This is a genomic window from Flavobacterium cauense R2A-7, assembly GCF_000498475.1.
Classification (GTDB): Bacteria; Bacteroidota; Bacteroidia; order Flavobacteriales; family Flavobacteriaceae; genus Flavobacterium; species Flavobacterium cauense.
The window spans coordinates 14,625-36,806 of sequence record NZ_AVBI01000018.1; the positions used below are offsets into that span (position 1 = coordinate 14,625).

21 protein-coding genes are annotated in these 22,182 nt (G+C 40.5%); 19 read left to right on the forward strand and 2 right to left on the reverse strand.

Translation table 11 applies throughout. The features are described 5' to 3' along the window. Positions 1-51 precede the first annotated feature (51 nt). Genes FCR2A7T_RS09420 through FCR2A7T_RS09445 form a run of 6 tightly spaced genes read left to right on the forward strand, consistent with a single transcriptional unit; the run spans position 52 to position 5,240 of the window. Positions 52-588 carry a hypothetical protein gene (locus FCR2A7T_RS09420; protein WP_023571052.1) on the forward strand — a complete coding sequence of 179 codons (537 nt, stop codon included), beginning with the start codon at positions 52-54 and terminating at the stop codon, positions 586-588. Between the two features lie 58 nt (positions 589-646). After that, entirely contained in the window at positions 647-1,786 is a 1,140-nt protein-coding gene (locus FCR2A7T_RS09425) for a hypothetical protein (RefSeq protein WP_023571053.1), read from the forward strand. A gap of 28 nt (positions 1,787-1,814) precedes the next feature. Continuing rightward, positions 1,815-2,987: a carboxypeptidase-like regulatory domain-containing protein gene (locus FCR2A7T_RS09430; RefSeq protein ID WP_023571054.1), complete on the forward strand. Its 1,173-nt coding sequence runs from the start codon at positions 1,815-1,817 to the stop codon at positions 2,985-2,987. Positions 2,988-3,009: 22 nt separating this feature from the next. Further along, on the forward strand, positions 3,010-3,618 hold the full coding sequence (locus FCR2A7T_RS09435) for a hypothetical protein (protein WP_023571055.1): 609 nt from the start codon (positions 3,010-3,012) through the stop codon (positions 3,616-3,618). A gap of 8 nt (positions 3,619-3,626) precedes the next feature. Then, positions 3,627-4,070: a hypothetical protein gene (locus tag FCR2A7T_RS09440; protein WP_023571056.1), complete on the forward strand. Its 444-nt coding sequence runs from the start codon at positions 3,627-3,629 to the stop codon at positions 4,068-4,070. Between the two features lie 24 nt (positions 4,071-4,094). Beyond that, on the forward strand, positions 4,095-5,240 hold the full coding sequence (locus tag FCR2A7T_RS09445; protein ID WP_023571057.1) for a hypothetical protein: 1,146 nt from the start codon (positions 4,095-4,097) through the stop codon (positions 5,238-5,240). 65 nt (positions 5,241-5,305) lie between these two features. Here FCR2A7T_RS09445 and FCR2A7T_RS09450 read toward each other — a convergent pair whose 3' ends face one another. Beyond that, positions 5,306-6,463: an ATP-binding protein gene (locus tag FCR2A7T_RS09450; RefSeq protein ID WP_023571058.1), complete on the reverse strand. Its 1,158-nt coding sequence runs from the start codon at positions 6,461-6,463 to the stop codon at positions 5,306-5,308. A gap of 122 nt (positions 6,464-6,585) precedes the next feature. Here FCR2A7T_RS09450 and FCR2A7T_RS09455 point away from each other — a divergent pair, with 122 nt between their 5' ends. From FCR2A7T_RS09455 to FCR2A7T_RS09495, 9 genes are all read left to right on the forward strand, one after another. Continuing rightward, on the forward strand, positions 6,586-7,395 hold the full coding sequence (locus tag FCR2A7T_RS09455; protein ID WP_023571059.1) for a DUF4382 domain-containing protein: 810 nt from the start codon (positions 6,586-6,588) through the stop codon (positions 7,393-7,395). A 152-nt stretch (positions 7,396-7,547) separates the two neighbouring features. Beyond that, positions 7,548-8,552, forward strand: a complete 1,005-nt coding sequence (locus FCR2A7T_RS09460; protein WP_023571060.1) for an AAA family ATPase — start codon at positions 7,548-7,550, stop codon at positions 8,550-8,552. A gap of 91 nt (positions 8,553-8,643) precedes the next feature. After that, the gene (locus tag FCR2A7T_RS09465; protein WP_023571061.1) at positions 8,644-9,510 is read left to right on the forward strand and encodes a DUF58 domain-containing protein; all 867 of its coding nucleotides are present in this window, start codon (positions 8,644-8,646) and stop codon (positions 9,508-9,510) included. Positions 9,511-9,512: 2 nt separating this feature from the next. After that, positions 9,513-11,117 carry a hypothetical protein gene (locus FCR2A7T_RS09470; protein ID WP_035118106.1) on the forward strand — a complete coding sequence of 535 codons (1,605 nt, stop codon included), beginning with the start codon at positions 9,513-9,515 and terminating at the stop codon, positions 11,115-11,117. Beyond that, on the forward strand, positions 11,117-12,118 hold the full coding sequence (locus FCR2A7T_RS09475; protein ID WP_035118176.1) for a vWA domain-containing protein: 1,002 nt from the start codon (positions 11,117-11,119) through the stop codon (positions 12,116-12,118). The genes FCR2A7T_RS09470 and FCR2A7T_RS09475 overlap by 1 nt, the downstream gene beginning before the upstream one ends. A 6-nt stretch (positions 12,119-12,124) precedes the next feature. Continuing rightward, positions 12,125-13,165, forward strand: coding sequence for a VWA domain-containing protein (locus FCR2A7T_RS09480; protein WP_023571063.1), 1,041 nt, complete (start codon positions 12,125-12,127; stop codon positions 13,163-13,165). After that, positions 13,165-13,914 (forward strand): tetratricopeptide repeat protein, encoded by a 750-nt coding sequence (locus FCR2A7T_RS09485; RefSeq protein ID WP_035118108.1) that lies wholly within the window; start codon positions 13,165-13,167, stop codon positions 13,912-13,914. The genes FCR2A7T_RS09480 and FCR2A7T_RS09485 overlap by 1 nt, the downstream gene beginning before the upstream one ends. Before the next feature lie 22 nt (positions 13,915-13,936). After that, the gene (locus FCR2A7T_RS09490) at positions 13,937-15,745 is read left to right on the forward strand and encodes a BatD family protein (protein ID WP_023571065.1); all 1,809 of its coding nucleotides are present in this window, start codon (positions 13,937-13,939) and stop codon (positions 15,743-15,745) included. Between the two features lie 10 nt (positions 15,746-15,755). Then, positions 15,756-16,499 (forward strand): SH3 domain-containing protein, encoded by a 744-nt coding sequence (locus FCR2A7T_RS09495; RefSeq protein WP_023571066.1) that lies wholly within the window; start codon positions 15,756-15,758, stop codon positions 16,497-16,499. Between the two features lie 22 nt (positions 16,500-16,521). On the opposite strand, the gene FCR2A7T_RS09500 is transcribed toward FCR2A7T_RS09495, so the two are convergent. Next, complete coding sequence (locus FCR2A7T_RS09500) at positions 16,522-17,055, reverse strand: CvpA family protein (RefSeq protein ID WP_023571067.1); 534 nt, start codon at positions 17,053-17,055, stop codon at positions 16,522-16,524. A gap of 200 nt (positions 17,056-17,255) precedes the next feature. On the opposite strand from FCR2A7T_RS09500, the gene FCR2A7T_RS09505 reads away from it, so the two are divergent. From FCR2A7T_RS09505 to FCR2A7T_RS09520, 4 genes are all read left to right on the forward strand, one after another. Then, positions 17,256-17,612 (forward strand): hypothetical protein, encoded by a 357-nt coding sequence (locus FCR2A7T_RS09505; RefSeq protein WP_023571068.1) that lies wholly within the window; start codon positions 17,256-17,258, stop codon positions 17,610-17,612. Positions 17,613-17,712: 100 nt separating this feature from the next. Then, complete coding sequence (gene pheS / locus FCR2A7T_RS09510) at positions 17,713-18,732, forward strand: phenylalanine--tRNA ligase subunit alpha (RefSeq protein WP_023571069.1); 1,020 nt, start codon at positions 17,713-17,715, stop codon at positions 18,730-18,732. Between the two features lie 84 nt (positions 18,733-18,816). Next, on the forward strand, positions 18,817-19,224 hold the full coding sequence (locus FCR2A7T_RS09515) for a hypothetical protein (RefSeq protein ID WP_023571070.1): 408 nt from the start codon (positions 18,817-18,819) through the stop codon (positions 19,222-19,224). Positions 19,225-19,326: 102 nt separating this feature from the next. Continuing rightward, on the forward strand, positions 19,327-22,122 hold the full coding sequence (locus FCR2A7T_RS09520) for a GH92 family glycosyl hydrolase (protein ID WP_035118110.1): 2,796 nt from the start codon (positions 19,327-19,329) through the stop codon (positions 22,120-22,122). The last annotated feature ends 60 nt before the right edge of the window (positions 22,123-22,182 follow it).

Sequence of the window (22,182 nt, forward strand, 5' to 3'; positions counted from 1 at the left end):
TTGAAGTTTAAAAAGTAAAAAAATCAAGAATTATTAAAAAGTAAAAAAATCATGAAAAAATTATTATTTGGGTTTGTTGCCGTTATTGCTTTTGGATTCAATGTTAATGCTCAAAAATTTACAAGTGAAGAAGTTAGAGTTGAATTAGCCAAAGGGATGGTCTCGTTTGTTGAAGGAGTAAAACCAGCATATGTAAAAGGTCAAACTTATGAAACTTTTGAGAAAACAATTATTGGTAAATGGCAAAATACCGAGAATGGAACAGCCCTGTTAAAAAAAGCATATACTTACATAAATTCATCCGTTTCTTCTGATGCTATTATAAAAACGGATTCAGGTATAGAAATTGGTAATGCGTTGTCATTTGTATATACACTACAACAAAAAAATCCAAAGGCCGATGGAGTAGAATTATTTGGAGGAACCACAGGAGATTACAATCCATATTCTTCTTTAAAAATGGCAAGTTGTAAATGGTATCAGCTTTTATGTCATTTAAATAACCTTTTAAATTTTATTGAGGATCATCAGCAGACAATTTGTGGTATTTTGTATGCATTCAATGTTCAATGTCCTAAACAACCTTAGTTATATATACAAGAACCATGTCATTGAACATGGTTCTTGTATCTTAAAAAAGTTAAATATGAAAACAAGTGTTTTATTCTTAGGATTTGGGCTCCTTTTGTGCAGTAGTTGTAAATTAATATCAGTCATCAACAACGAAAGCGTTACCACAAAAGCGGGAAGCATCAAAGTTGAAAATGTGAATTTGCCTATCGTGAGAATTAATATTGCAACAGCCAAAGAAAAAGCATTTCTTTTTGATACTGGAGCCAGTTTAAGTTTTATAAACAGTGATTCTATTTTAGATGAAAATACCGTCAGAAAAGCTTTTGCTTTCGGAACAATTAAAACTCCAGATGGTGGTAAAACCAAAAATAAGTTGTTACCGGTTCATATCGAGACCCCATGGTTTGAATCAGATAATAAAGTTGTAGGCTTTTTTCCGATTTCAAATGGGAAATGTAATTATAGGATGCCTTTTGATGGTGTTGTCGGATTGGATGTTTTTATCAATTCTGATTTGATATTAGAATTAAATAGTCAAGAGAGTGTAATTACCTCTCATAAAACTGAAAATTTTGACAAAAATCAGTTGCTGGGGTTTGAAAAAATTGATGTTGTTTTCGAGAAAAAAAGTATAAAAATACCTTTAACAATTAACGGGGAAACAAACAATTATTTGTTGGATACTGGGAATAGCAGTACATTAATCTTGCCTTATTCAAGCCACTTAGATTCTCTTTCGAACAAAAAAATAATCATTGAGGGTAAATCTCTTAGCTCATTGAAAGGCAAGTTCGGTGAAGAAGCAATTATGTTTTACGATGCTAAGATTGGATTGGGAAATCAAATTTTTAAAGCACCAGTTTTAACCCAAAAAGAGGGAAAAATATGGAATATGGGCATGGAAGCAATAAAGCAATTTAATTGGTTTATTAATTTTTCGACACAAGAAGTTTACATTAAAAGAAATTTGTTGTTACCACAAGAAATTGTTTTAAAGAAAATGTATTATTCAAGCATTGAGGGTGATAAAATTGTAGTGATGACTAAAGTAAAAGGTTCGAATCGATACAAACTTGGAGACGAAATCATTTCCGTTAACAACGAAAAAGTAACCCCTGAAAACATTTGTAAAGTGCAAAAACTCTTAAATGAAACAAATGATTGGGAAACGTTGAAAATCGAGGTTAAGCCACAGGCAAAACCACAAAGTTGATTGCTGAAACACTTTTAATCCATTCCCCATGAAAAAAGCACTGACTCTCTGCCTACTGTTTCTTTCCGTTATAACTTTTGCGGCTCCGAGAGTGGTAAACGGAAACATAAAAGACGCCACTACATTGTTACCCATTGAAAGTGTCTCCATTAGTGTTGAAAATTCCAATTTGGGAACGATTTCTAATTCGGAAGGGAAGTTTAGGTTGGTGTTTTCCGCGGATTTCAGTACGATACGATTCAGCCATCTGAATTATCAAGTCTATAGTTATACCTTGAAAACAGGGGAAACAGAAGTCGAAATTTTTCTGGAGCCAAAATCGTTCCAACTCTCCGAAGTTATTGTTCGGGCGAAACCGGTTAAGGAATTGTTGTCGGATGCTGTTAAAAATTCTAAGGAAATGCTTGAAAAATCAATTGTGTTAAATACTTATTATAGAGAATTTGTCAAAGTCAATGAAGAGTATACCAGTTTTTCTGACGGATTACTGGACTATAACATCAAACGGAAAAGCGGTGCATCGGATTTGTACGTGAACCAATGCCGGGCTGTAAAGCTGACGGATGCACCTTCGGATGAAAGAGAAAAAAATCGGGAGTCATTCTATCTTTTTGATGTCAGGAATGCGGTGTCTGAAGCCTATAATTTTAAGAATATAACCCGTATTTTAAACAGCAAAAGTTATGATTTTGAAATTGAAACGAAAGCGGATGACAAAGGGAATTCGATCGAAATAGTTACGATTCTTCCCAAAGAAGGTGTAGAAATGGATTTGTATACCGGAACCGTGGTTTTCGATGCCAAAACGAAACTGATTCTGGAGATGGACATTAAAAAATCTCCTAAGCACAAAGTTTTTGCAATGGATATTAACATTGTCATTCTCCGTTTCAAAATACATGAAGATGCCCGAAAGGCCGGTTACCGAATTGACGGCGAAAAGTACATTCTGGTTTACAATCAGAATAAACTAAATGTATACATCGACTGGAAAGAGAAATTTAACGAAACTTTCGAGTTCATGAGTGACATGGTGGTTTTCGATTACAAAGAAGGCGAATTCGAATTTGACCGCAGCAAAAGACATAAAGAGCGAAGTTTGTTCAGTGCCGGAAATCATTTTACGGAAGAGTTCTGGAAGACTAAAAACAGCCTTCTTTTAAATGAAGCGGAAGAAAAAATTCTAAGTAGACTTAACTGATTTTTGTTGTATAAGTAGGTAAATGAAAAAAAAGATTATAGCCGTTGCATTCTGCAGTTTCTTTTTTAGCTGTAAATCAACGTTAAAAACCATTAAAGGAATCAAAGATCCAAAAATAGAGAGCTACAGCGCTACCCAAAAGTATCTGCATAAAAAAGATATGGATACGGCAAGAGTTGTATACTTTAAAGACTTTAATTCTTTTGCTCAGGCTTCTAAAAAGAAATTACTGCAGGTTCCCAACGCTCTTTTTTTTGATAAAGACGGAAATTTTGTCGATTACAGAAAGTCGGCAACGGACTGTAACGCCAAAGTAGATGATTTTATTCAGGATTTGAAGACTTTTAACGAAGCCAAAAAAGATGCTACGAAAACGATTGCTGATTTGAAACAGTTAGTAGTTGGCGCAAATAAAAATCTGTTATCCGAAAAACCGGGAGAAATTACCGTTTTTATTACCTGGGCAAAATTCGCAGGAACCTTAAATAAAGAAAAAGCCTTCGATTGGGTTAAATTGCTGGAAGCGGCCAAACGAAAAGGCCTCAACGTAAATTACTATCTCTTGAACTGCGATTTCCAGGAAAACTGGAACCTGACAAAAGAAGAAAAAGAAGCGCTGGGCGTTAATTAAAAAATCAAATGAAAAACAACTATTTTTTGGCAGCAGTCGTGTTGCCCGTCTTGTCTTTTGCCCAAACCGAAACCAAAACCCTTGAGTTGGATATTCGCGGCAGAAGTTGTATCGGAGGATTGGGTGTCTGCTCAACAACAGCACCGGAACTTAATAAAACCAGTATGAAAAATTTTAACATAACGAAACAATCGCCCAATACCCTTGAACTTCAAATAGAAACTGACAAGCTTTCCGTGGAAGAACAAAAGCTGTTTTTCGGAAAAGAATATTCAAAAATCACCCCAAATGAAGTCCTGGAATTCATTCAGGATGAGGATTTTATTTTTGATACCGACACCCTGCTTTATCTGGGATTTGATGTCAAATACCGCCTGCTCAAAAAAGGCAAGTATCCGATTGCGATCACAAAAGATAAAGTCGCTGTAACCCTTACTTTATCGGAAGGTTAAAAACAAAATAATGCTGCTATCCGCATGAAAAAAATCCAATATTCATTCGTTTTTCTGCTGTTTTTTCTGCTCCATCAAATGCAGGCGAATGTTGTTTACGATGCTAAAAACGAACCGAATGAAATTGTTGCCGAAATGACAACTGCCATTCGACGTGTCCAAAAAGAACACCATAGCAAAAACGAACAACTGAGCCGTCAATTAACAGCCCTGAACAATCAGTTAGCGGCAGAATCCAACCGGGATCGGAAACTGGATTTTCTGATTCAAAAAGACGAAATCAAAGAACAAATGCGGTTGCTGCAGTTGGAAACCAATAGTGAAATATCCAAAATCCGTTATCTGAAAGGATTGCAGGTCATCAAAACCTTATACGAAAAAGTGCTGAGCCTGGACCATCATTTCGCTTCGGTGCGGACGCTGAATGAAATCAATAAAATATCAAACCCTAATCAGTACCCCGAATACAGCAAGTTAAAAGAAGTAGTAAACGCCAAAAAAGACAAGAAAACAAGCCTTGATTTAACTTCTGTATTGGGTACTAATACCATTGTTTCGGTAGTGCAAACGTTTACCAACATGATTGCTTCGAGTCTGACCAAAGAGGAAAAGGAAAAAGAACTGGCCAATGTGGATTGCATACTCGATTTCACCCTTCGGATGCAAAACGATTTGAATACCATTTATTTTGAAACGGCTTTCTTGCAAACCAGTAACGAAAAAATAAAACAGGAAATTGAATTGCTTTTTAAGGATTATACCAAACCGATTGGTTATGTTGCCACGCTGGAAAATTGCCGAACCAATGACGATTGGGAAACCATCACCCAAAAAATGGAAGAGTATCTCACCAAGATGAAAACCACCACCGGAACTTCACAATACAAAATGCAGGTCAACATGGAATTTCCCATTGACCGTTTGTTGCAGTTCATAAATCAGTACAATAATTTCATCGATCAGGGCGGAAAATTCTACGAGAAATTCAAAATCATCCTCAACAGTTACGAAAACGCCAAACAATGCGAAACCAAACTGCCGCTCGAATACAAAAAACTAAAAGCCGATATCGATGTGGCGATTAACAAGTTCAACGTGGCCTACAAACCGGTGGAAGTCAACGGCACCAAAATGAAAGAAATCCTATACGGACTCAACGAATTCGATTAAATGATACAATTAATTATCACTTTTATTGTCTATACGCTAAACCTGTTGCTGCGTTGTTTTGCCGTTTAGTTGTATTTCACTTTCCGCAAAATACGCATCACTTCCTTAAACGACACATAAACCGAGGAATGCTCGCGTGCCTTTAAAAACGGTTTCGCGTCAATCAGTTTCTGCTTGGCCTCCTCAAAGCCGTTGAGGTAACAAATCATCAGCGTCGAAGGTAGGTTTTCTAGGTCTTTTTCTTCCCGTGCCGATAAAACCAACCCTTTTTGCAGCTTCGCAATAAGCGTTAAGTTCGTATTGTAAATGTGGTACAGCATTTTCCGGTTGTATTCCGGCGGTTCAAACAACATTTCCGTGTCCATTTTGTAATACCCGTTTTCATAAAAATGAAGTGTCACCTTCTCCAGCGGATAATAACTCGTTTTATCGTTCAGCCCCAACGGAACATATTCGGTAATCGTGAAATTGTTTTCGGTATACTCTACTGTAACTTCGTCTAAGGCCGAGTAAAACAGTTTCACCTGTTCGTTAATCAGCTCGATGTCCACGCGGGAAAAGAAGGTTTTATCGCGCACTCGCTTTTTGTTGCCCGCCCAACACACCACGAAAAGTTCCTTAAACACCTTGTACTTTGGGTTCATGTCCTTGTGGCGGTTGTTCATAAAATCAATTACGCCTTCCAAGGTATGGGCAATGCTGTTGCGTGAGTTGTTTTCAATACTGATAACGGTTTCGGTATTCAGGTTTTTAGCCTTAATCGACATCGGAATCTCGTTGGTCGTTTCCACCGGAATCGTATTACTGCCCCGGCGCACAAAAACGCTTTTCGCGGCAATCGTGTGAATCCCTTTTTTAAACGACGAAATTTTGTTGTTCGGTTTGATGGTAACCAGTCCCACCACCTTGTCTTTGGGTAAATTCGGGAACGGAACGTTTTCGTATTGAATTTTCGGCGGATTTTCCAAAAAGGCATTCACCAGATTCTGAATCCGGCTGTCGTCAAAAAAATCATCGCCCACGATTTCATTGTCCTGATCTTCCACACCCACCACGATATACGAATTGTTCATTGGATTCGAATTCGAAAGCGCACAAATGTGTTTCAGAAACTTCGCTTTGCCTTCTTTGGTGTGTAAATTAAGCTGGCGTTTCTTGTCATAAAAACTGCTTTCATCATTGTGAGCCAGCAGGTTTTTAATAAGAAGACGCTTGTTGATCATCTCGAAAAAGGGTTAAATCTTAAACTGTAAAATTTTTATAAAGTTCGTTAATTTTTGTTAACGTTTGTAAGATGCGCTTTAAAGGGAACGTTATGAAAGTACTAATTTTAAAACAGATTCTCATGAAAAATTTAAAAAAGTATTTGATGCTTGTTTTGATTATCGCCTCGTTCTCTACCTTCCTGATAGGCTGTAATGATGAGGATGATACTAGTACGCAAGGCACTTCAAAAGTAACGGTGCGTATGACCGATGCCCCTGGTGATTATGATGAGGTGAATGTTGAGGTTTTAGATGTGATGATTAAAAACAATTCCGACGCCTCGGAAGACGGATGGGTAAGCATCGGAAATATCCAGCCCGGCATTTATAACCTGTTGGATTTAACAGGAGGAATTAATGTTTTATTAGCGGATAACGAAGTGCCGTCCGGTTATCTGGGACAGCTTCGTTTGGTTTTAGGCGATGAAAATACCGTAGTAAAAGATGGCGTAACTTATGCTTTAAATACCCCAAGCGCCCAACAATCCGGATTGAAATTACAGATCAATCAAACCCTGCAGGCGGGAGCCACCTATAATTTCCTTTTGGATTTCGACGTAGAACATTCCGTGGTAGTGGAAGCCGGCGGTTCCGGGAATTACAACCTGCATCCGGTAATCCGAGTGACTACAGCAGCCACTTCAGGCGTTATTAAAGGAACGGTTTTGCCAATTACAGTGCAAACCTTAGCGTCGGTTGAGGTAAACGGAACGGTGGTTTCGGCCTATACCAACGAGCAAGGCGTGTTTCAGTTAAGCGGAATTCCGTCCGGAACGTATACCGTAACCTTAACTCCGGATGTTGCTTCGGGACTGGCAGTTTTAACCGTGGATAATGTAGTGGTGGTTAACGGAGAAGTAACCAATATGGGAAGTCTCAACCTGCCATAAGTTAAAAAGAAATAAAAATTTTATTAAAAGACAGCTAAAACCAAGGCTGTCTTTTGTTTTTTAACCAATTATTAACAACTAAAGACTAAATTAATTATCAATTTGCATTGTTAAAATATCTTATTAATTTCACGGCTCAAAAAAACACACAAATGGACGATACAACAACTACTCTGGACATTAGAGCAATTAATGAAAAAATAGAGAGAGAAAGTGCTTTTATTGACCTTCTGACCATGGAGATGAACAAGACAATTGTAGGTCAGAAAACGATGATTGAACGTTTACTTATCGGGCTTTTGGCTCAGGGGCATATTTTGTTGGAAGGGGTACCCGGATTGGCAAAAACTTTAGCCATCAATACTCTGTCACAAGCGGTACACGGCTCTTTCAGCAGAATTCAGTTTACCCCCGATTTGCTTCCTGCCGACGTGGTAGGAACCATGATTTACAATATGAAAGTGAACGACTTTTCGATTAAGAAAGGTCCGATCTTCGCGAATTTCGTCCTTGCCGACGAGATCAACCGTGCTCCTGCAAAGGTACAATCCGCTTTACTGGAAGCGATGCAGGAAAAACAAGTCACCATTGGCGACGAAACCTTCAAATTAGACAAACCGTTCTTGGTTATGGCGACGCAAAACCCGGTGGAGCAGGAAGGAACCTATCCGTTACCGGAAGCGCAAGTCGACCGTTTCATGCTGAAAGTGGTAATCGATTACCCTAAAATGGAAGACGAGCGCATGGTCATCCGTCAAAACCTAAACGGAGGATTCGAAAAAATCAATCAGGTCGTTTCTTTAGATCAGATCTTACGTGCCCAACAAGCCGTTCGTGAAGTGTATATGGACGAGAAAATCGAAAAATATATTTTGGATATCATTTTCGCCACGCGTTACCCTGAAAAATACAAGTTGGCCGACTTAAAACCGTTAATCAGTTTCGGTGCTTCGCCTCGTGGAAGTATCAACCTGGCTTTGGCGGCGAAATGTTACGCGTTTATCAAACGTCGCGGCTATGTAATTCCGGAAGACGTACGCGCCGTGGTGCACGATGTGTTGCGTCACCGTATCGGGATTACTTACGAAGCGGAAGCGGAAAACGTGACTTCGGTAGACATCATCAACAAAATAGTTAACGAGGTTGAAGTACCTTAATCAGTTGACAGTTTTTAGTATTCAGTAATCAGTTGCTCTGCGCAACGTATTTAACTGACCACTGACCACTTGACCACTGACCACTGACACTATGGATACCAAAGAATTACTTAAAAAAGTACGGAAAATCGAAATCAAAACCCGAAGATTGAGCGATCATATCTTTTCGGGCGAATACCACACGTCGTTTAAAGGTCGTGGGATGACGTTTTCGGAAGTGCGCCAATACCAATTTGGCGATGATGTTCGTGCGATCGACTGGAACGTAACGGCGCGCTACAACGAACCGTACGTAAAAGTGTTCGAAGAAGAACGCGAACTGACGATGATGCTGATGGTAGACATTTCCGGATCGGAAAGCTTCGGAACCAAAAACCAGCTGAAAAGTGAAATCGTTACTGAAATTGCGGCTACCATGGCGTTTTCGGCTACCCAGAACAATGATAAAATCGGACTGATTTTGTTCTCCGACCAAATCGAATTGTTCATTCCGCCCAAAAAAGGAAAATCACACGTGCTGCGCATTATCCGGGAATTAATTGAATTTGAGCCGAAAAGCAAGAAAACCGATTTGTCTCAGGCTCTGAAATTCCTTTCCGGAGTACAGAAAAAGAAAGCCATCGTATTCGTGATTTCCGATTTCATGTCGGCCGATTACGAACATACCTTAAAAATTGCGGGAAAAAAACACGATGTTACCGGGGTTCGCGTATATGATGTGCGCGAAGAAACCCTGCCCAATATCGGAATGGTAACTGTGGAAGATGCCGAAACCGGAGAAATTATGGTGGTAAACACCAATTCGAAAGCGGTGCGCACGGAATACGAGAAAAATTATCAGGACAACGTGAAATATTTTAAGGAAACTTTTTCCCGTTGCGGTTCCGGAACGGTAAGTACGCGTGTTGACGAAAGTTATGTGAAAAAATTATTGGGCTATTTCAAAGCTAGAACATAAAAATGAGTAAACAACTTTACATATTTCTTTTTGTACTGATGACCTCGCTGGGTTTTGCACAACAACCGGTGCAAACCAGTGTCGATTCGACCAAAATTAAGATTGGCTCCCAATTCAACCTAACCTTGAAGGTAAAAGGAACCAAACAAACCCGTGTGGCTTTTCCGGAAACGAAAAATATCGGGCAATTGGAGGTTTTGGAATCCTATCCGGTCGATACCATTAAAAAAGAATCCACCTACGAGTTCATCAAAAAATACGGATTAACCCAATTCGATTCCGGGAGTTATGTGATTCCGAGAATTCCGGTGTTAATCGGAAACCGTCAGTTTTTATCGGATTCTGCGGTAGTTGAGGTGAATAATGTGGTGGTGGATACGCTCAAACAAAAGATGTACGACATCAAACCGATTGTGGAAGTTAAAGATCCGTCGTCCAATTTCTGGTGGTATTTGTTGGGAATTGTAGTTTTGGGCGGATTAGGATTTTTAGGGTATTGGTTGTATAAAAAATATAAGAACCGTCCGAAAGAAGAAGAGGTAATCTACGCTTCGCCGATTGAAAAAGCGACCAGTTTGTTACAGAATTTAGAGAAAAAATCCCTTTTGGAACAAGGCGATGTAAAATCGTATTATTCTGAAATGACCGATATTACGCGTACTTACATCGAAGAAACGGTGCAGATTCCGGCGATGGAAAGTACTACCGACGAACTTTTGGAAGCAATGAAAAAAGCGTCGATGAAAAAGAAAATGGGTATCCGTCAGGAAACGATGGAAACCTTTGAAAAAATTCTGAAAAACGCTGATTTGGTGAAATTCGCCAAGTCCAAACCGATGGATTTTGAAATTACCGAAGACCGTAAAAACATCGAAAAAATCATACTCACCATCGATAAGGCGCTTCCGAAAGAAATTGAACAAGACGAAACCGATTCGGATTACGCCCGACAACAGGAAGAACTCAAACGCAGAAAAATCAAAAAGCGAAATACCACAATAGGTTTCGTGGCCGGATTCACTATTTTCTTTATCCTCGGGTCGGTATTCTTTAACGGAATCAACCTTTTTGGAAGTTCAACCAAAAAATTATACGAAAAAGACTGGATTACGAGCGAATACGGGAATCCCGGAATTATCATTTCGACACCCGAAGTGTTAAAACGAAAAGAGGCGACCAAAGAAGTACCGAAAGCCGTAATGGCGATGGTGAAAGAAATGCAGATATTCGAATTTGGCGGGTACTTCGACGATTATTATATTGCCGTAAGCACGTTGAAATACAAAAAAGAAACTCAAATCGATTTGGATAAAGCACTCGAAGGCGGTTTGCAGGCGATGGAATTGAAAGGCGCACAGGATATCATCGTAAAAACCGAAGATTTCAACACCGGAGAAGGTTTGTCGGGAAGAAAGGCCTACGGAACGATGAACATGTTGGACGGCATCACCAAAAAATCCACGAAACTGTATTACGAATTCGTAATGTTCAGTCAGGATGGCGGTTTGCAACAGGTATTAACCATGTACAAGGAAGGGGATGAATTCGGACAGAAAATCACGGCCCGAATTTTAGAATCAGTCGAACTTAGAAAAGCAGCGCCATGATGAAGAACATCACATTTGCCAATCCGGAATTCTTTTGGCTGTTTTTGGTTTTACCGATAGCCATAGGATGGTATTTCTGGAAAAGAAAAACGCAATCGGCCACTTTGAAGGTAAGTTCTGTGAAAGGATTCAAAGCGGCACATTCGGTGCTGCCGAAACTAAAACCAATACTGTTTGTCTTGCGTATGTTGGCATTGGCGGCGTTAATTGTTGCTTTGGCACGACCACAGTCGACCGACGTAACTAATAAATCGAGAACCACACGTGGCATCGATATCGTAATGGCGATTGACGTTTCCGGAAGTATGCTCGCCAAAGATTTGAAACCGAATCGTATGGAAGCCCTGAAAAGGGTAGCGTCCGAATTCGTGGAGCAACGACCGAACGACCGAATCGGCTTGGTGGTGTATGCCGCAGAAGCCTATACCAAAACACCGGTTACCAGCGATAAAGCAGTTGTTTTGCAGGCACTTGACGGTGTGAAATACGACAATGTATTGCAGGACGGAACCGGAATTGGAGTGGGACTGGCTACAGCGGTGAACCGACTAAAAGACAGCAAAGCAAAAAGTAAAGTCATTATCCTATTGACCGACGGGGTGAACAATTCCGGGTTTATCGATCCGCGAATGGCTTCGGAAATCGCGAAAGAATTTGGTATAAAAGTGTACACCATCGGAATCGGAACCAACGGTATGGCGGAATTTCCGTATGCCATTGCACCAAACGGACAGTTTTTGTTCAAGATGATGAAGGTGGAAATTGATGAAAAACTGATGAAAGAAATCGCTTTGATGACCGACGGAAAGTATTTCAGAGCCACCAGTAACAAAAGTTTAGAGTCTATTTACAGCGAAATCAATAAGCTCGAAACCACCGAAGTACAGGAGCAACGTTTTTACAATTACGATGAAAAATACCGTGCACTGGCCTTATTGGCTTTTGGTTTTTTAATGTTGGAATTATTGTTAAGAAAGACCCTGTTTAGAGGTTTTATATAAGTTATCATGGAGAATTTCGAATTTGACGAACCGAAATATTTTTATTTATTAGCAATCCTTCCGGTGTTGCTGGTGCTTTTTTTGGTCAATTTGTATTGGCAACGCAAAAAGCAGCGGGAATTTGGCGATTTGGAGTTGCTGAAAAAACTAAGCCCTGAAAAATCGACGTTCAAACCGGTTTTGAAATTGGTAGTGGTTTTATTAGGACTTGCTGCATTGGTTCTGGCGTTGGTGAATCCGAAAATCGGAACCAAAATGGAAACCGTGAAGCGTCAGGGCGTAGACATTGTTTTTGCCGTGGATATTTCCAAAAGTATGCTGGCCGAAGACATCGCACCCAACCGCTTGGAGAAAAGCAAACAGGTTGTTTCGCAAATCATCAATCAATTGGGTTCTGACCGAATCGGAATTGTGGGTTATGCAGGCAGCGCCTATCCGGTTTTGCCGATAACGACCGATTACAGCGTGGCCAAAATGTACCTGCAAAGCATGAATACCGATATGGTTTCCTCTCAAGGGACCGCTTTGGGTGAAGCGCTGAAATTAGCAAGTTCCTATTTTGATGACCCGCAAACCAGCAAGTTAATCATCATGCTTTCCGATGGGGAAGATCACGGAGAAGGATTTGAGGAAGCGTTGGAAGAAATCAAGGATAAAAAAATAAGAGTGGTAACCATCGGTATTGGAACTGAAAAAGGAGGCCCGATTCCGTTGCGCTATAACGGTGTTATCGAAAGTTTCAAGAAAGATCAGAACGGCGAAACCGTAATCACAAAATTGTATCCGGAAACCCTGAAAACCATTGCTAAAAATGCAAATGGAGGTTATGTTTTCGGAGGAAGTACGAAAGAAGTACTCGATTTTGTGAAGAAAGCGTTGGACAATATGGAAAAAACCGATTTCGAAAGCCAACAGATTGCCGATTTCGAGTCGCAGTTTCAGTGGTTTTTAGGCATTGCCTTTTTCCTATTACTGATAGACGTTTTCTTTTTGGAACGAAAAACCGCCTGGGTGAAGAAGTTGAATTTATTTAATGAAAAAGAATAATGAAGCAGTTACTTAAATATGGCTTGTTGCTTTTTTCGGTGGTGCTTTTTGCGCAGAAGAAAGATAAAAACCTGCCGCAGGGAAATGAGAAATTTGCTGAAAAACAGTACGCCGAAGCCGAAGCCGATTACCGAATTTCTCAATTTGGAAATCCGCGCCGCGCTACCGCTTCCTATAATTTAGGAAATGCGATTTACCGTCAGAACCAACCCAGTGAAGCCAAACATTCCTATCTGGAAGCGATTGAGAATGCCAAAGGCAAACGTCAGAAACACAAAGCCTTTCATAATTTGGGTAACGTACTGATGACGGAAAAAAATTATGAGGGTGCTGTGGAGGCGTATAAAAACGCCCTGCGCAACAATCCCAACGATGAGGAAACCCGTTATAATTATGCGTTGGCAAAACAAAAACTAAAAGAAAATCCGCCTAAAAAAGACGATAAAGACAAGGATAAGGACAAAAATAAAGATCAGGACAAACAGCAACAGCCGAAAGACAATAAGGACGATAAAAAAGACCAAAAAGATCAAAATCAGGATAAGAAAGACGATCCTAAAAATCCAGATAAAAAAGAAGGAAAAGGCGATGAGGACAAACAACCTCAAAAACCTCAACCCAGCGGTACTTCCAAACAACGCATGGAAAATTTGCTGGATGCTTTAAACAATGAAGAAAAGAAAATTCAGGATAAAGTAAAAGGGAAGGAAGTAAAAGGAAGACCCACCCGAAATGATAAAGACTGGTAAGCTGTTAATGATGAATGTACGAATGAAAAACTATATTTTTCTCTTATTACTAACCGTTCAAGGGGTGTTTGCTCAGGTGGAATTTAAAGCCACGGTGAGTAAGAACAACATTGGAATTAACGAACGTTTGCGCATTGATTTTACGATGAACGACGACGGCGATAATTTTGAAGCCCCATCTTTCGAAGGATTTAAAGTTTTCGGAGGCCCGAATCAGTCGGTCAATTATTCTTGGGTGAACGGCAGAAAATCCTTCAGTAAATCGTATTCGTTTTTTTTAGCACCCACCAAAAAAGGAACCTTTGTCATCAAACCCGCTTCAATTGAAATAGCCGGAAAAATTTACAAAACCAATCCGGTTAAAATTACCGTTGGAAATGCTGTGGCACAACCGGAACCTGAAGAAGAGGAAGATCCGTTTGCCATTATTTTCGGAAACCAACGCCAACGCCAGCAACAGCAGCAAATTCCGCCGCCGTTAAAAGGTGGAGACGGGGTACATCTTGTAGCAGAAATTTCCAATTCCAATCCGTATTTAAACGAACCCATTACCGCGGTTTACAAACTGTATGTGAGTCCTTATGTGAGTGTGAGTGATTTCCGCGAAACGGCGAGTCCGAAATACAACAATTTCTGGAGTCAAAGTATCGATGTGAAAAACTTAGCGGTACAAATGGGCAAATACAACGGAGAAGATTATCGTTATGTAGTGCTTAGAAAAACCGTTTTGTATCCACAGAAATCGGGCAAATTACAAATAGAACCCCTAACATTAGACATTACCATGCAGGCGCCTACAGGACGTCGTGATGTTTTCGGAAGAATGGAAATCAGTAATGGGACCAAAAGGGTTTCTGCCGGGGCGAAAACAATCTTCGTAAAGGCGCTGCCTGAATCTGGGAAACCCGAAAGTTTTACCGGAGCAGTGGGTAATTTCGATTTTAGGGTAAAACCTTCCAAAACCACTTTAAAGTCGGGTGAATCCATGCAAATTGAGGTAAGCGCGGCAGGAAAAGGCAACATGAAACTGTTTACGCTACCCAAACCAATTGTTCCGAGCGCTTTGGAAATGTACGATCCGGAGCATAAAGAAAATGTTACCACGCCTTTAACCGGAACACAGGGAACAATATCGGATACGTATACCATTGTGCCGCAGTATAAAGGAAATTATACGATTAAGCCAATTGCGTTTTCGTATTTCGATCTGAACACCAAAACCTATAAAACCATAACTTCCGAAGAAATTCACATCAATGTGTTGGACGGACCGATGCCAACCGCGGGTGATGATACGGCTTCGGCAGCAAAACAAACTGTAACCAAGAGCGATCAGTTTGCGTTTATCAAATCCAAAACCGAATTGACTCCGGTGAAAACCGATGATTTTTTGGGGTCGACCTTGTTTTATTCCTTGTTGTTCGCACCGTTTTTAATCATCCCGATTATCGTTCTGGCGAAGAAGAAAAAAGAAGCAATCGACAGTGATGTGGTCGGAAATAAAATCCGTCAGTCGAATAAACTGGCGAAAAAATTCCTTTCGGAAGCCAGCAAACAATTGGGCAATAAAGAACCGTTTTACGATGCGATGGAACGTGCGTTGCACAACTTCCTGAAAGCCAAACTGCATATTGAAACTTCGGAAATGAGTAAAGAGAATATTCAGGAATTACTGGTGTCGAAAAAGGCACAAACCGAAACCGTTTCCGATTTTATGAAACTGATGGATAACTGTGAATTTGCCCGTTACGCACCGTCTACCAGTGTGGCTATGCAACAGGATTACGATAAAGCAGTGGGCGTGATTTCCGAATTAAGTAAGCAGATTTAATTTTTAAGCGATGAAAAAGATATTCTATATCCTTGTATTGATTTCTCAGGTCTTTTACGCGCAATCGGCTTTCGAGAAAGGAAACGAGTTGTACAAAAAAGAAAAATACGAGGAAGCAGCAGTGTTGTATGAAGGGATAGTGAAATCCGGACAACAATCGGCCGAACTGTATTTCAATTTAGGTAATACCTATTACAAACTGCATAAAGTCGCTCCGGCGGTCTACAATTATGAAAAAGCATTGTTGCTGAGCCCTGATGATGCCGAAATCCAAACAAATCTGAAATTCGCGCAAAAAATGGCGATAGACGAAATAAAAGTCGTTCCCAAGGTTGGTTTTTCCAAAATGATTAATGATGCTTTAGACGTCTTCCATTACGATACCTGGGCAGGAATTGCCACGGGATTGTCGGGATTGTTTCTATTGTTTTTCATTGGTTATTATTTCGGAAGTACTTCATTGCTAAAGCGTACTTTTTTTGTGGGAATGATTGTGGTTCTGTTTTTTATCCTGATTAGTGTCGCTTCGGCGATTACGGAACGAAACAATTATAAAAACGAAAGACCGGCGATTGTTTTTGCGGAAGTGGTTTCGGTGAAAAGTGAACCTAAAACCAATGCTCCGGAAGCCTTTGTGTTACATGAAGGGGCCAAAGTGTTTGTCTTGGAAAACCAGGACAAATGGCGCAAAGTTCAACTAACCGACGAAACCGAAGGCTGGATTGAGAAAGACGCAATTAAGGAGTTGAAGTAATCAGTATTCAGTAGGTTAGTGATTAGTGTTCAGTTGATTCAGAATTTGCTACTACACTTTCTTTTAAATCTGCAAACCAATCCGTCAGCACAGGCAATAAGAATTCCGAAGTTTTCAAAATAGGATTAAACAGTAACGAATTTTCCTGAGTTTCTTTTGAAATCAGCATGTTGTTGAGATTCACTTTCTGGAACAAACTCAGCACAACACCCAAAATCAATACGGTTTTGATTACCGCAAAAAGCCCTCCGCCTAAAGTGTTGAGCCAGCCTACAAACGCAAAATTGGCAACGCCGGTTAGCATTTTCGCCAATAAATGAATGGCAACCACTACGACAATAAGGGTTAAAACAAAAGCAGTAACCTGAATGGTTTTCGGCGACCATGACACCACGCTTCCCACCGCAGAACGGACCAAATAGGAAAATTTAATCGCTACATAAATCCCTACGAATAACGAAATCAGCGACGCCAGCTCCACGAAAAGGCCGTTGCGCAAACCTTTAATCAGTCCGAATACCAAAAGTGCTGCCAGTACAATGTCGATAAAACCCATAGTTATAGAAAATATAAAATAGAATATAGATGAAAGAGCAAAGATAGCAGAACAGAAAGAAATACAGGGAAAAGTAAAAAAGAGGAAGAAAAGACTTTTGTTAAGATTCCGATTCTCAGTTTGCAACTTAGTATCTTTGCAAATCAATTTTATGAAGAATGGACTCATAATTCATAATTTCTAATTCATAATTTCAAAACATGTCAAGAGACGAACAATTAAAAACCCGCTGGGATGCAGTGGTCACTATACTTTCCAACCAATTCGCCGATGGTGAAACTCTGGATTTGGATGCCATTATTTATTTAATCGGACTACAGGAATTGGGGCAACTCAACCGAACATTCAAAAAAGACGAAAAGCTCAACCTGATGCACATCGCTATCTGTCGTTTGCTGGAGCCTTACGGGTACTATGAATTTGCCTTTTTCGACGAAGACCGTTGGCCGCATTATACCGTAAAAGAAGAGTTGCCGCCTTTAAAAGCCGGAGAACAATCGGTTTTAATGAAAGAAGCGATTGTGAATTATTTTCTGGAAAAAGAACTGATAAAGTAATCATCCGATAACAGAATGTGGATTTAAGGTGTAAAACTTCCAACTTCTAACTTCTAACTTCCAACTTTTTCCTAAATTTGCATCCAATTATTGCATGAAGATGATAGACAAGATTAAAGAACATATTGGTGAAGCGCAGGCTTTTACCACCGACAACAAAGATGCTTTAGAGGTTTTCCGAATCAAGTTTTTAGGAAGCAAAGGCTTGTTGAAAGACCTTTTCGCCGAATTTAAAAACGTACCGAACGATCAGAAAAAAGAATTCGGTCAGGTAATCAATTTGCTGAAAACCACCGCGGAAGACAAGGTGAAAGCCATTCAGGACGCTTTGGAAAGCAAAGAGGTTTCCGGTGGCATCTATGGCGATTTAACCCGTCCGGGCGAACCTTTGGTAATCGGGTCGCGTCATCCTATTTCTTTGGTAAAAAATCAAATCGTCGATATTTTCTCGAACATCGGTTTCAACGTATCCGAAGGTCCGGAAATCGAAGACGACTGGCATAATTTCACCGCATTGAACCTTCCGGAGTACCATCCGGCGCGTGACATGCAGGACACGTTCTTCATTCAAACCAATCCGGATGTGTTGTTGCGCACGCACACCTCATCGGTACAGGTGCGCTACATGGAAGGCAACAAACCGCCCATCCGTACGATTTCACCGGGACGTGTGTTCCGTAACGAAGCCGTTTCATCGCGTTCCCACTGTATTTTCCATCAGGTGGAAGGTTTGTACATTGATCAAAACGTATCGTTTGCCGATTTAAAACAAACGTTGTTATATTTTACCAAGGAAATGTTCGGAAAATCAAAAATCCGTTTACGTCCGAGTTATTTCCCGTTCACCGAGCCAAGTGCTGAGGTAGATATCTATTGGGGTTTAAAAACCGAAACCGATTACCGTATCACCAAAGGAACCGGCTGGCTGGAAATCATGGGTTGCGGTATGGTCGATCCGAATGTTTTGAAAAACTGTGGCATTGATGCCGACAAATACAACGGATTCGCTTTCGGTATGGGTATCGAGCGTATCGCGATGTTGTTGTACCAAATCGGCGATATCCGAATGTTCTATGAAAACGACGTTCGTTTCCTGGAACAATTCAAATCCAGTATATAAGTAATATTGTCATTTCGACGAAGGAGAAATCTCATTAGCAATGAGGTTTTTCTTTTTTAGGAAAATAATTTTAATTCAAGTTCAATGCAAAAAGATATCATCATCCCCAAAGTAGAAAACGTATACGTAGCCGCCGTTCAGGAATGGAACGACGATTTTATGGAAAATTCCTGGTATGCCTATTTGGTAAATGATAACGATACCAAACTGGAAATGGCCATCGTGGTTTCCAGAGCGTACGGACAAATTAACGGGGAAGACCGCAAAACCGGAACATTTCGCCATGCTTTTAAAGAAGTGGAACCCAATTCGGCTGTAAAAATCGAATTGCTGGAAAACAATGTCTTACAGTTAAACAACGAGTTTTTGGTTACGTTTTTTATCGGCGATAAACTATACGATAAAAGCTATGTTTTCAGAGCGAATGCTATTAACGACCGCGCAATGACTGATGTACCGGTGATGAACAAACGGGGTGTGTTGATCAAGTAATTTTGACAAAACTACAGTTTTACGGGAAGTAAATCACAAAATCACTTCCGGCTGTTCCTGAAATATTTGCTACTTTAGAGAAATTTTTCAGAATAACAGCGAATGAAAAAAACAGCTTTTCTATGCATAGCGGCTTTGCTTTCAGTAAGTGCCTTTTCACAAAAAAATAATTTTGCCCAGCACGTCAATCCGTTTATCGGAACGGGCGGTCATGGGCATGCCTTTCCGGGAGCTACCGTGCCTTTCGGAATGGTGCAACTCTCTCCCGATACCCGCATCGACGGCAGTTGGGACGGTTGTGGCGGTTATCATTATTCGGATAACGTGATTTACGGTTTTTCACATACCCATTTAAACGGTGTAGGGGTTTCCGATTTCGGCGATATCATGCTGATGCCTACCATGGGCGAACCGTCTTTCGATAACAAAGACTATTCTTCACCATTTTCACATACAAATGAAAAAGCATCTGCCGGTTTTTATGCCGTGAAACTGGATAAACACAACATCGATGTCCGTTTGACGACCTCAACCCGAGTGGGTTTTCATGAATATACCTTCAACAAAAACGGTATTGCCAACATAATCCTCGATTTAAACCATCGCGACAAATTATTGCAGGGAGAAGTGAAAATTATCGACAGTAAAACCATCGAAATTCTGCGAAGAAGCGAAGCCTGGGCGCGCGACCAATACGTTTTCGCCCGAATCGAATTCAATGTTCCGATGCAGATTACCAAATCAAAAGTCACAGGCAGTTCCTTAGCCGGTGTTTATTCCGGAACCGAAGTAGCAATTAGTTTTTCCAAAGCGGTTAAAAAAGGGGAAAAGATTTTAGTGAAAGTAGCCTTGTCACCAACAGGTTATGAAGGTGCAAAATTGAACATGAGCGAAATCAAACACTGGGATTTCGAAAAAGTAAAAAAAGACGCTGAAACACTTTGGAACAAAGAATTGTCTAAAATTGAAGTGACTTCAACGGATAATGAGAAACAGACCATTTTTTATACAGCACTCTATCATACAATGATGCAGCCCAATATTGCCGAAGATCTGGACGGCAAATACCGAGGCCGTGACAATAAAATTCATGTGGCCGATACTTTTGATTATTACACCGTGTTCTCGCTTTGGGATACGTTCCGTGGCGCACATCCGTTGTATACGTTAATCGACAAAAAAAGAACCGCAGATTATATCAACACGTTCCTCAAACAATACGAACAGGGCGGAAGATTGCCGGTTTGGGAATTGGCGTCCAATGAAACGGATTGCATGATTGGATATCATTCGGTTTCGGTAATCGCGGATGCGATGGCTAAGAGAATCAAAGGATTCGATTATGAAAAAGCATTTGAAGCGGCGAAACATTCGGCCATGCTGGATCACTTGGGACTGGAAGCCTACAAGGAAAACGGTTTTATTTCGATTGATGACGAACACGAAAGTGTTTCCAAAACGCTGGAATATGCCTACGACGACTGGTGTATCGCGCAAATGGCGCAAATACTGAATAAAACGGAAGACTATCTGTATTTCATGAAACGTTCGCAAAGCTGGAAAAACCTTTTTGATGCCGAAACAGGATTCATGCGCCCGAAGAAAAACGGCGGATGGGACAAACCTTTCGACCCAAGAGAGGTGAACAATAATTTTACCGAAGGCAATTCATGGCAGTATTCGTTTTTTGTACCGCAGGACATTTCGGGTATGATTGATGCGTATGGCGGCGCGGCTAAATTCGAAGCCAAACTGGACGAGATGTTCACAGCGCCTTCTGCCACTACCGGTCGCGAACAGGTGGATATTACCGGATTGATCGGACAATATGCACACGGAAACGAGCCAAGCCATCACATGGCGTACTTGTATAATTACATCGGGAAATATGAAAAAACCAATGCCAAAATAAAATACATTCTGGATACTTTCTACAAAAACACTCCGGACGGTTTGATTGGTAATGAAGACTGTGGACAGATGAGCGCTTGGTATGTATTGAGTTCCATGGGGATTTACGCGGTGACTCCGGGTAATGGTCATTATACCACGACTACGCCTTATTTCAACAAAATAAAAGTCAAACTTGACAATAATCAATCAAAAACTATTGTAAAAGGTGAACCAAGAAACCTTTTTTTAAGTTCCGATTTAAAAACGGAGTTCAACGTTATAAAAACTACGAAAGGGGCACCGATTGTCACTGTTCCGGTAATAGAGGCGCCGAGCAAGACATTTAAAGAAAAAATAACCATTGCGATGCGTGCTGCCGAAGGCGATGTCATTTTTTATTCCGTGGACAATACTAAAGAACTAAAGAAATATGTGCAGCCTTTCGAAATCGATAAAACCAGCACACTATTTGCCTATGCTATGAATGGGGATGGCGTGAACAGCAATACGATTTCGGCGACATTTTTCAAAAAGCCAAACCATTTCACAATTGTCATTCAATCAAAATACACACCGCAATACCATGCCGGCGGTCCGGAAGGTTTAATCGATGGGGTTTTAGGTAACGAAAATTGGCGAAAAGGCGACTGGCAAGGCTATCAGGGACAAGATTTTGAAGCAGTGATCGATTTGAAGCAAGAACAAAGTATTTCTCAGATTTCCGCACGGTTTCTGCAGGATACGCGCGCCTGGATCCTGATGCCCACTAAAGTGGAGTATTACGTTTCCAATGATAATGTGAATTTCCAATTGGCGGCAACGGTAAACAATACGTTGGACGCAAAAGAGTACGATACTAAAATTATCGCTTTCGACGGGAAAATTAATGAAAGAAAGGCGCGTTACGTGAAAGTGAAAGCCTATAGCTTCGGAAAGTTGCCGGAATGGCATCAGGGTGCCGGTTATGATGCGTACATATTTATTGATGAAATTACCGTAAAGTAATATCGGTTCATACCAAAAAAGGCACGAAAATTTAAAACTTTCGTGCCTTTTTTGATTTAT

Coding starts and splice junctions, on each gene's coding strand:
- FCR2A7T_RS09460 (WP_023571060.1), top strand. CDS start 7,548: ATGGACGATACAACAACTACTCTGGACATTAGAGCAATTAATGAAAAA.
- FCR2A7T_RS09485 (WP_035118108.1), top strand. CDS start 13,165: ATGAAGCAGTTACTTAAATATGGCTTGTTGCTTTTTTCGGTGGTGCTT.
- FCR2A7T_RS09515 (WP_023571070.1), top strand. CDS start 18,817: ATGCAAAAAGATATCATCATCCCCAAAGTAGAAAACGTATACGTAGCC.
- FCR2A7T_RS09430 (WP_023571054.1), top strand. CDS start 1,815: ATGAAAAAAGCACTGACTCTCTGCCTACTGTTTCTTTCCGTTATAACT.
- FCR2A7T_RS09470 (WP_035118106.1), top strand. CDS start 9,513: ATGAGTAAACAACTTTACATATTTCTTTTTGTACTGATGACCTCGCTG.
- FCR2A7T_RS09440 (WP_023571056.1), top strand. CDS start 3,627: ATGAAAAACAACTATTTTTTGGCAGCAGTCGTGTTGCCCGTCTTGTCT.
- FCR2A7T_RS09450 (WP_023571058.1), bottom strand. CDS start 6,463: ATGATCAACAAGCGTCTTCTTATTAAAAACCTGCTGGCTCACAATGAT.
- FCR2A7T_RS09445 (WP_023571057.1), top strand. CDS start 4,095: ATGAAAAAAATCCAATATTCATTCGTTTTTCTGCTGTTTTTTCTGCTC.
- pheS (WP_023571069.1), top strand. CDS start 17,713: ATGATAGACAAGATTAAAGAACATATTGGTGAAGCGCAGGCTTTTACC.
- FCR2A7T_RS09500 (WP_023571067.1), bottom strand. CDS start 17,055: ATGGGTTTTATCGACATTGTACTGGCAGCACTTTTGGTATTCGGACTG.
- FCR2A7T_RS09490 (WP_023571065.1), top strand. CDS start 13,937: ATGAAAAACTATATTTTTCTCTTATTACTAACCGTTCAAGGGGTGTTT.
- FCR2A7T_RS09420 (WP_023571052.1), top strand. CDS start 52: ATGAAAAAATTATTATTTGGGTTTGTTGCCGTTATTGCTTTTGGATTC.
- FCR2A7T_RS09495 (WP_023571066.1), top strand. CDS start 15,756: ATGAAAAAGATATTCTATATCCTTGTATTGATTTCTCAGGTCTTTTAC.
- FCR2A7T_RS09475 (WP_035118176.1), top strand. CDS start 11,117: ATGAAGAACATCACATTTGCCAATCCGGAATTCTTTTGGCTGTTTTTG.
- FCR2A7T_RS09505 (WP_023571068.1), top strand. CDS start 17,256: ATGTCAAGAGACGAACAATTAAAAACCCGCTGGGATGCAGTGGTCACT.
- FCR2A7T_RS09520 (WP_035118110.1), top strand. CDS start 19,327: ATGAAAAAAACAGCTTTTCTATGCATAGCGGCTTTGCTTTCAGTAAGT.
- FCR2A7T_RS09425 (WP_023571053.1), top strand. CDS start 647: ATGAAAACAAGTGTTTTATTCTTAGGATTTGGGCTCCTTTTGTGCAGT.
- FCR2A7T_RS09465 (WP_023571061.1), top strand. CDS start 8,644: ATGGATACCAAAGAATTACTTAAAAAAGTACGGAAAATCGAAATCAAA.
- FCR2A7T_RS09455 (WP_023571059.1), top strand. CDS start 6,586: ATGAAAAATTTAAAAAAGTATTTGATGCTTGTTTTGATTATCGCCTCG.
- FCR2A7T_RS09480 (WP_023571063.1), top strand. CDS start 12,125: ATGGAGAATTTCGAATTTGACGAACCGAAATATTTTTATTTATTAGCA.
- FCR2A7T_RS09435 (WP_023571055.1), top strand. CDS start 3,010: ATGAAAAAAAAGATTATAGCCGTTGCATTCTGCAGTTTCTTTTTTAGC.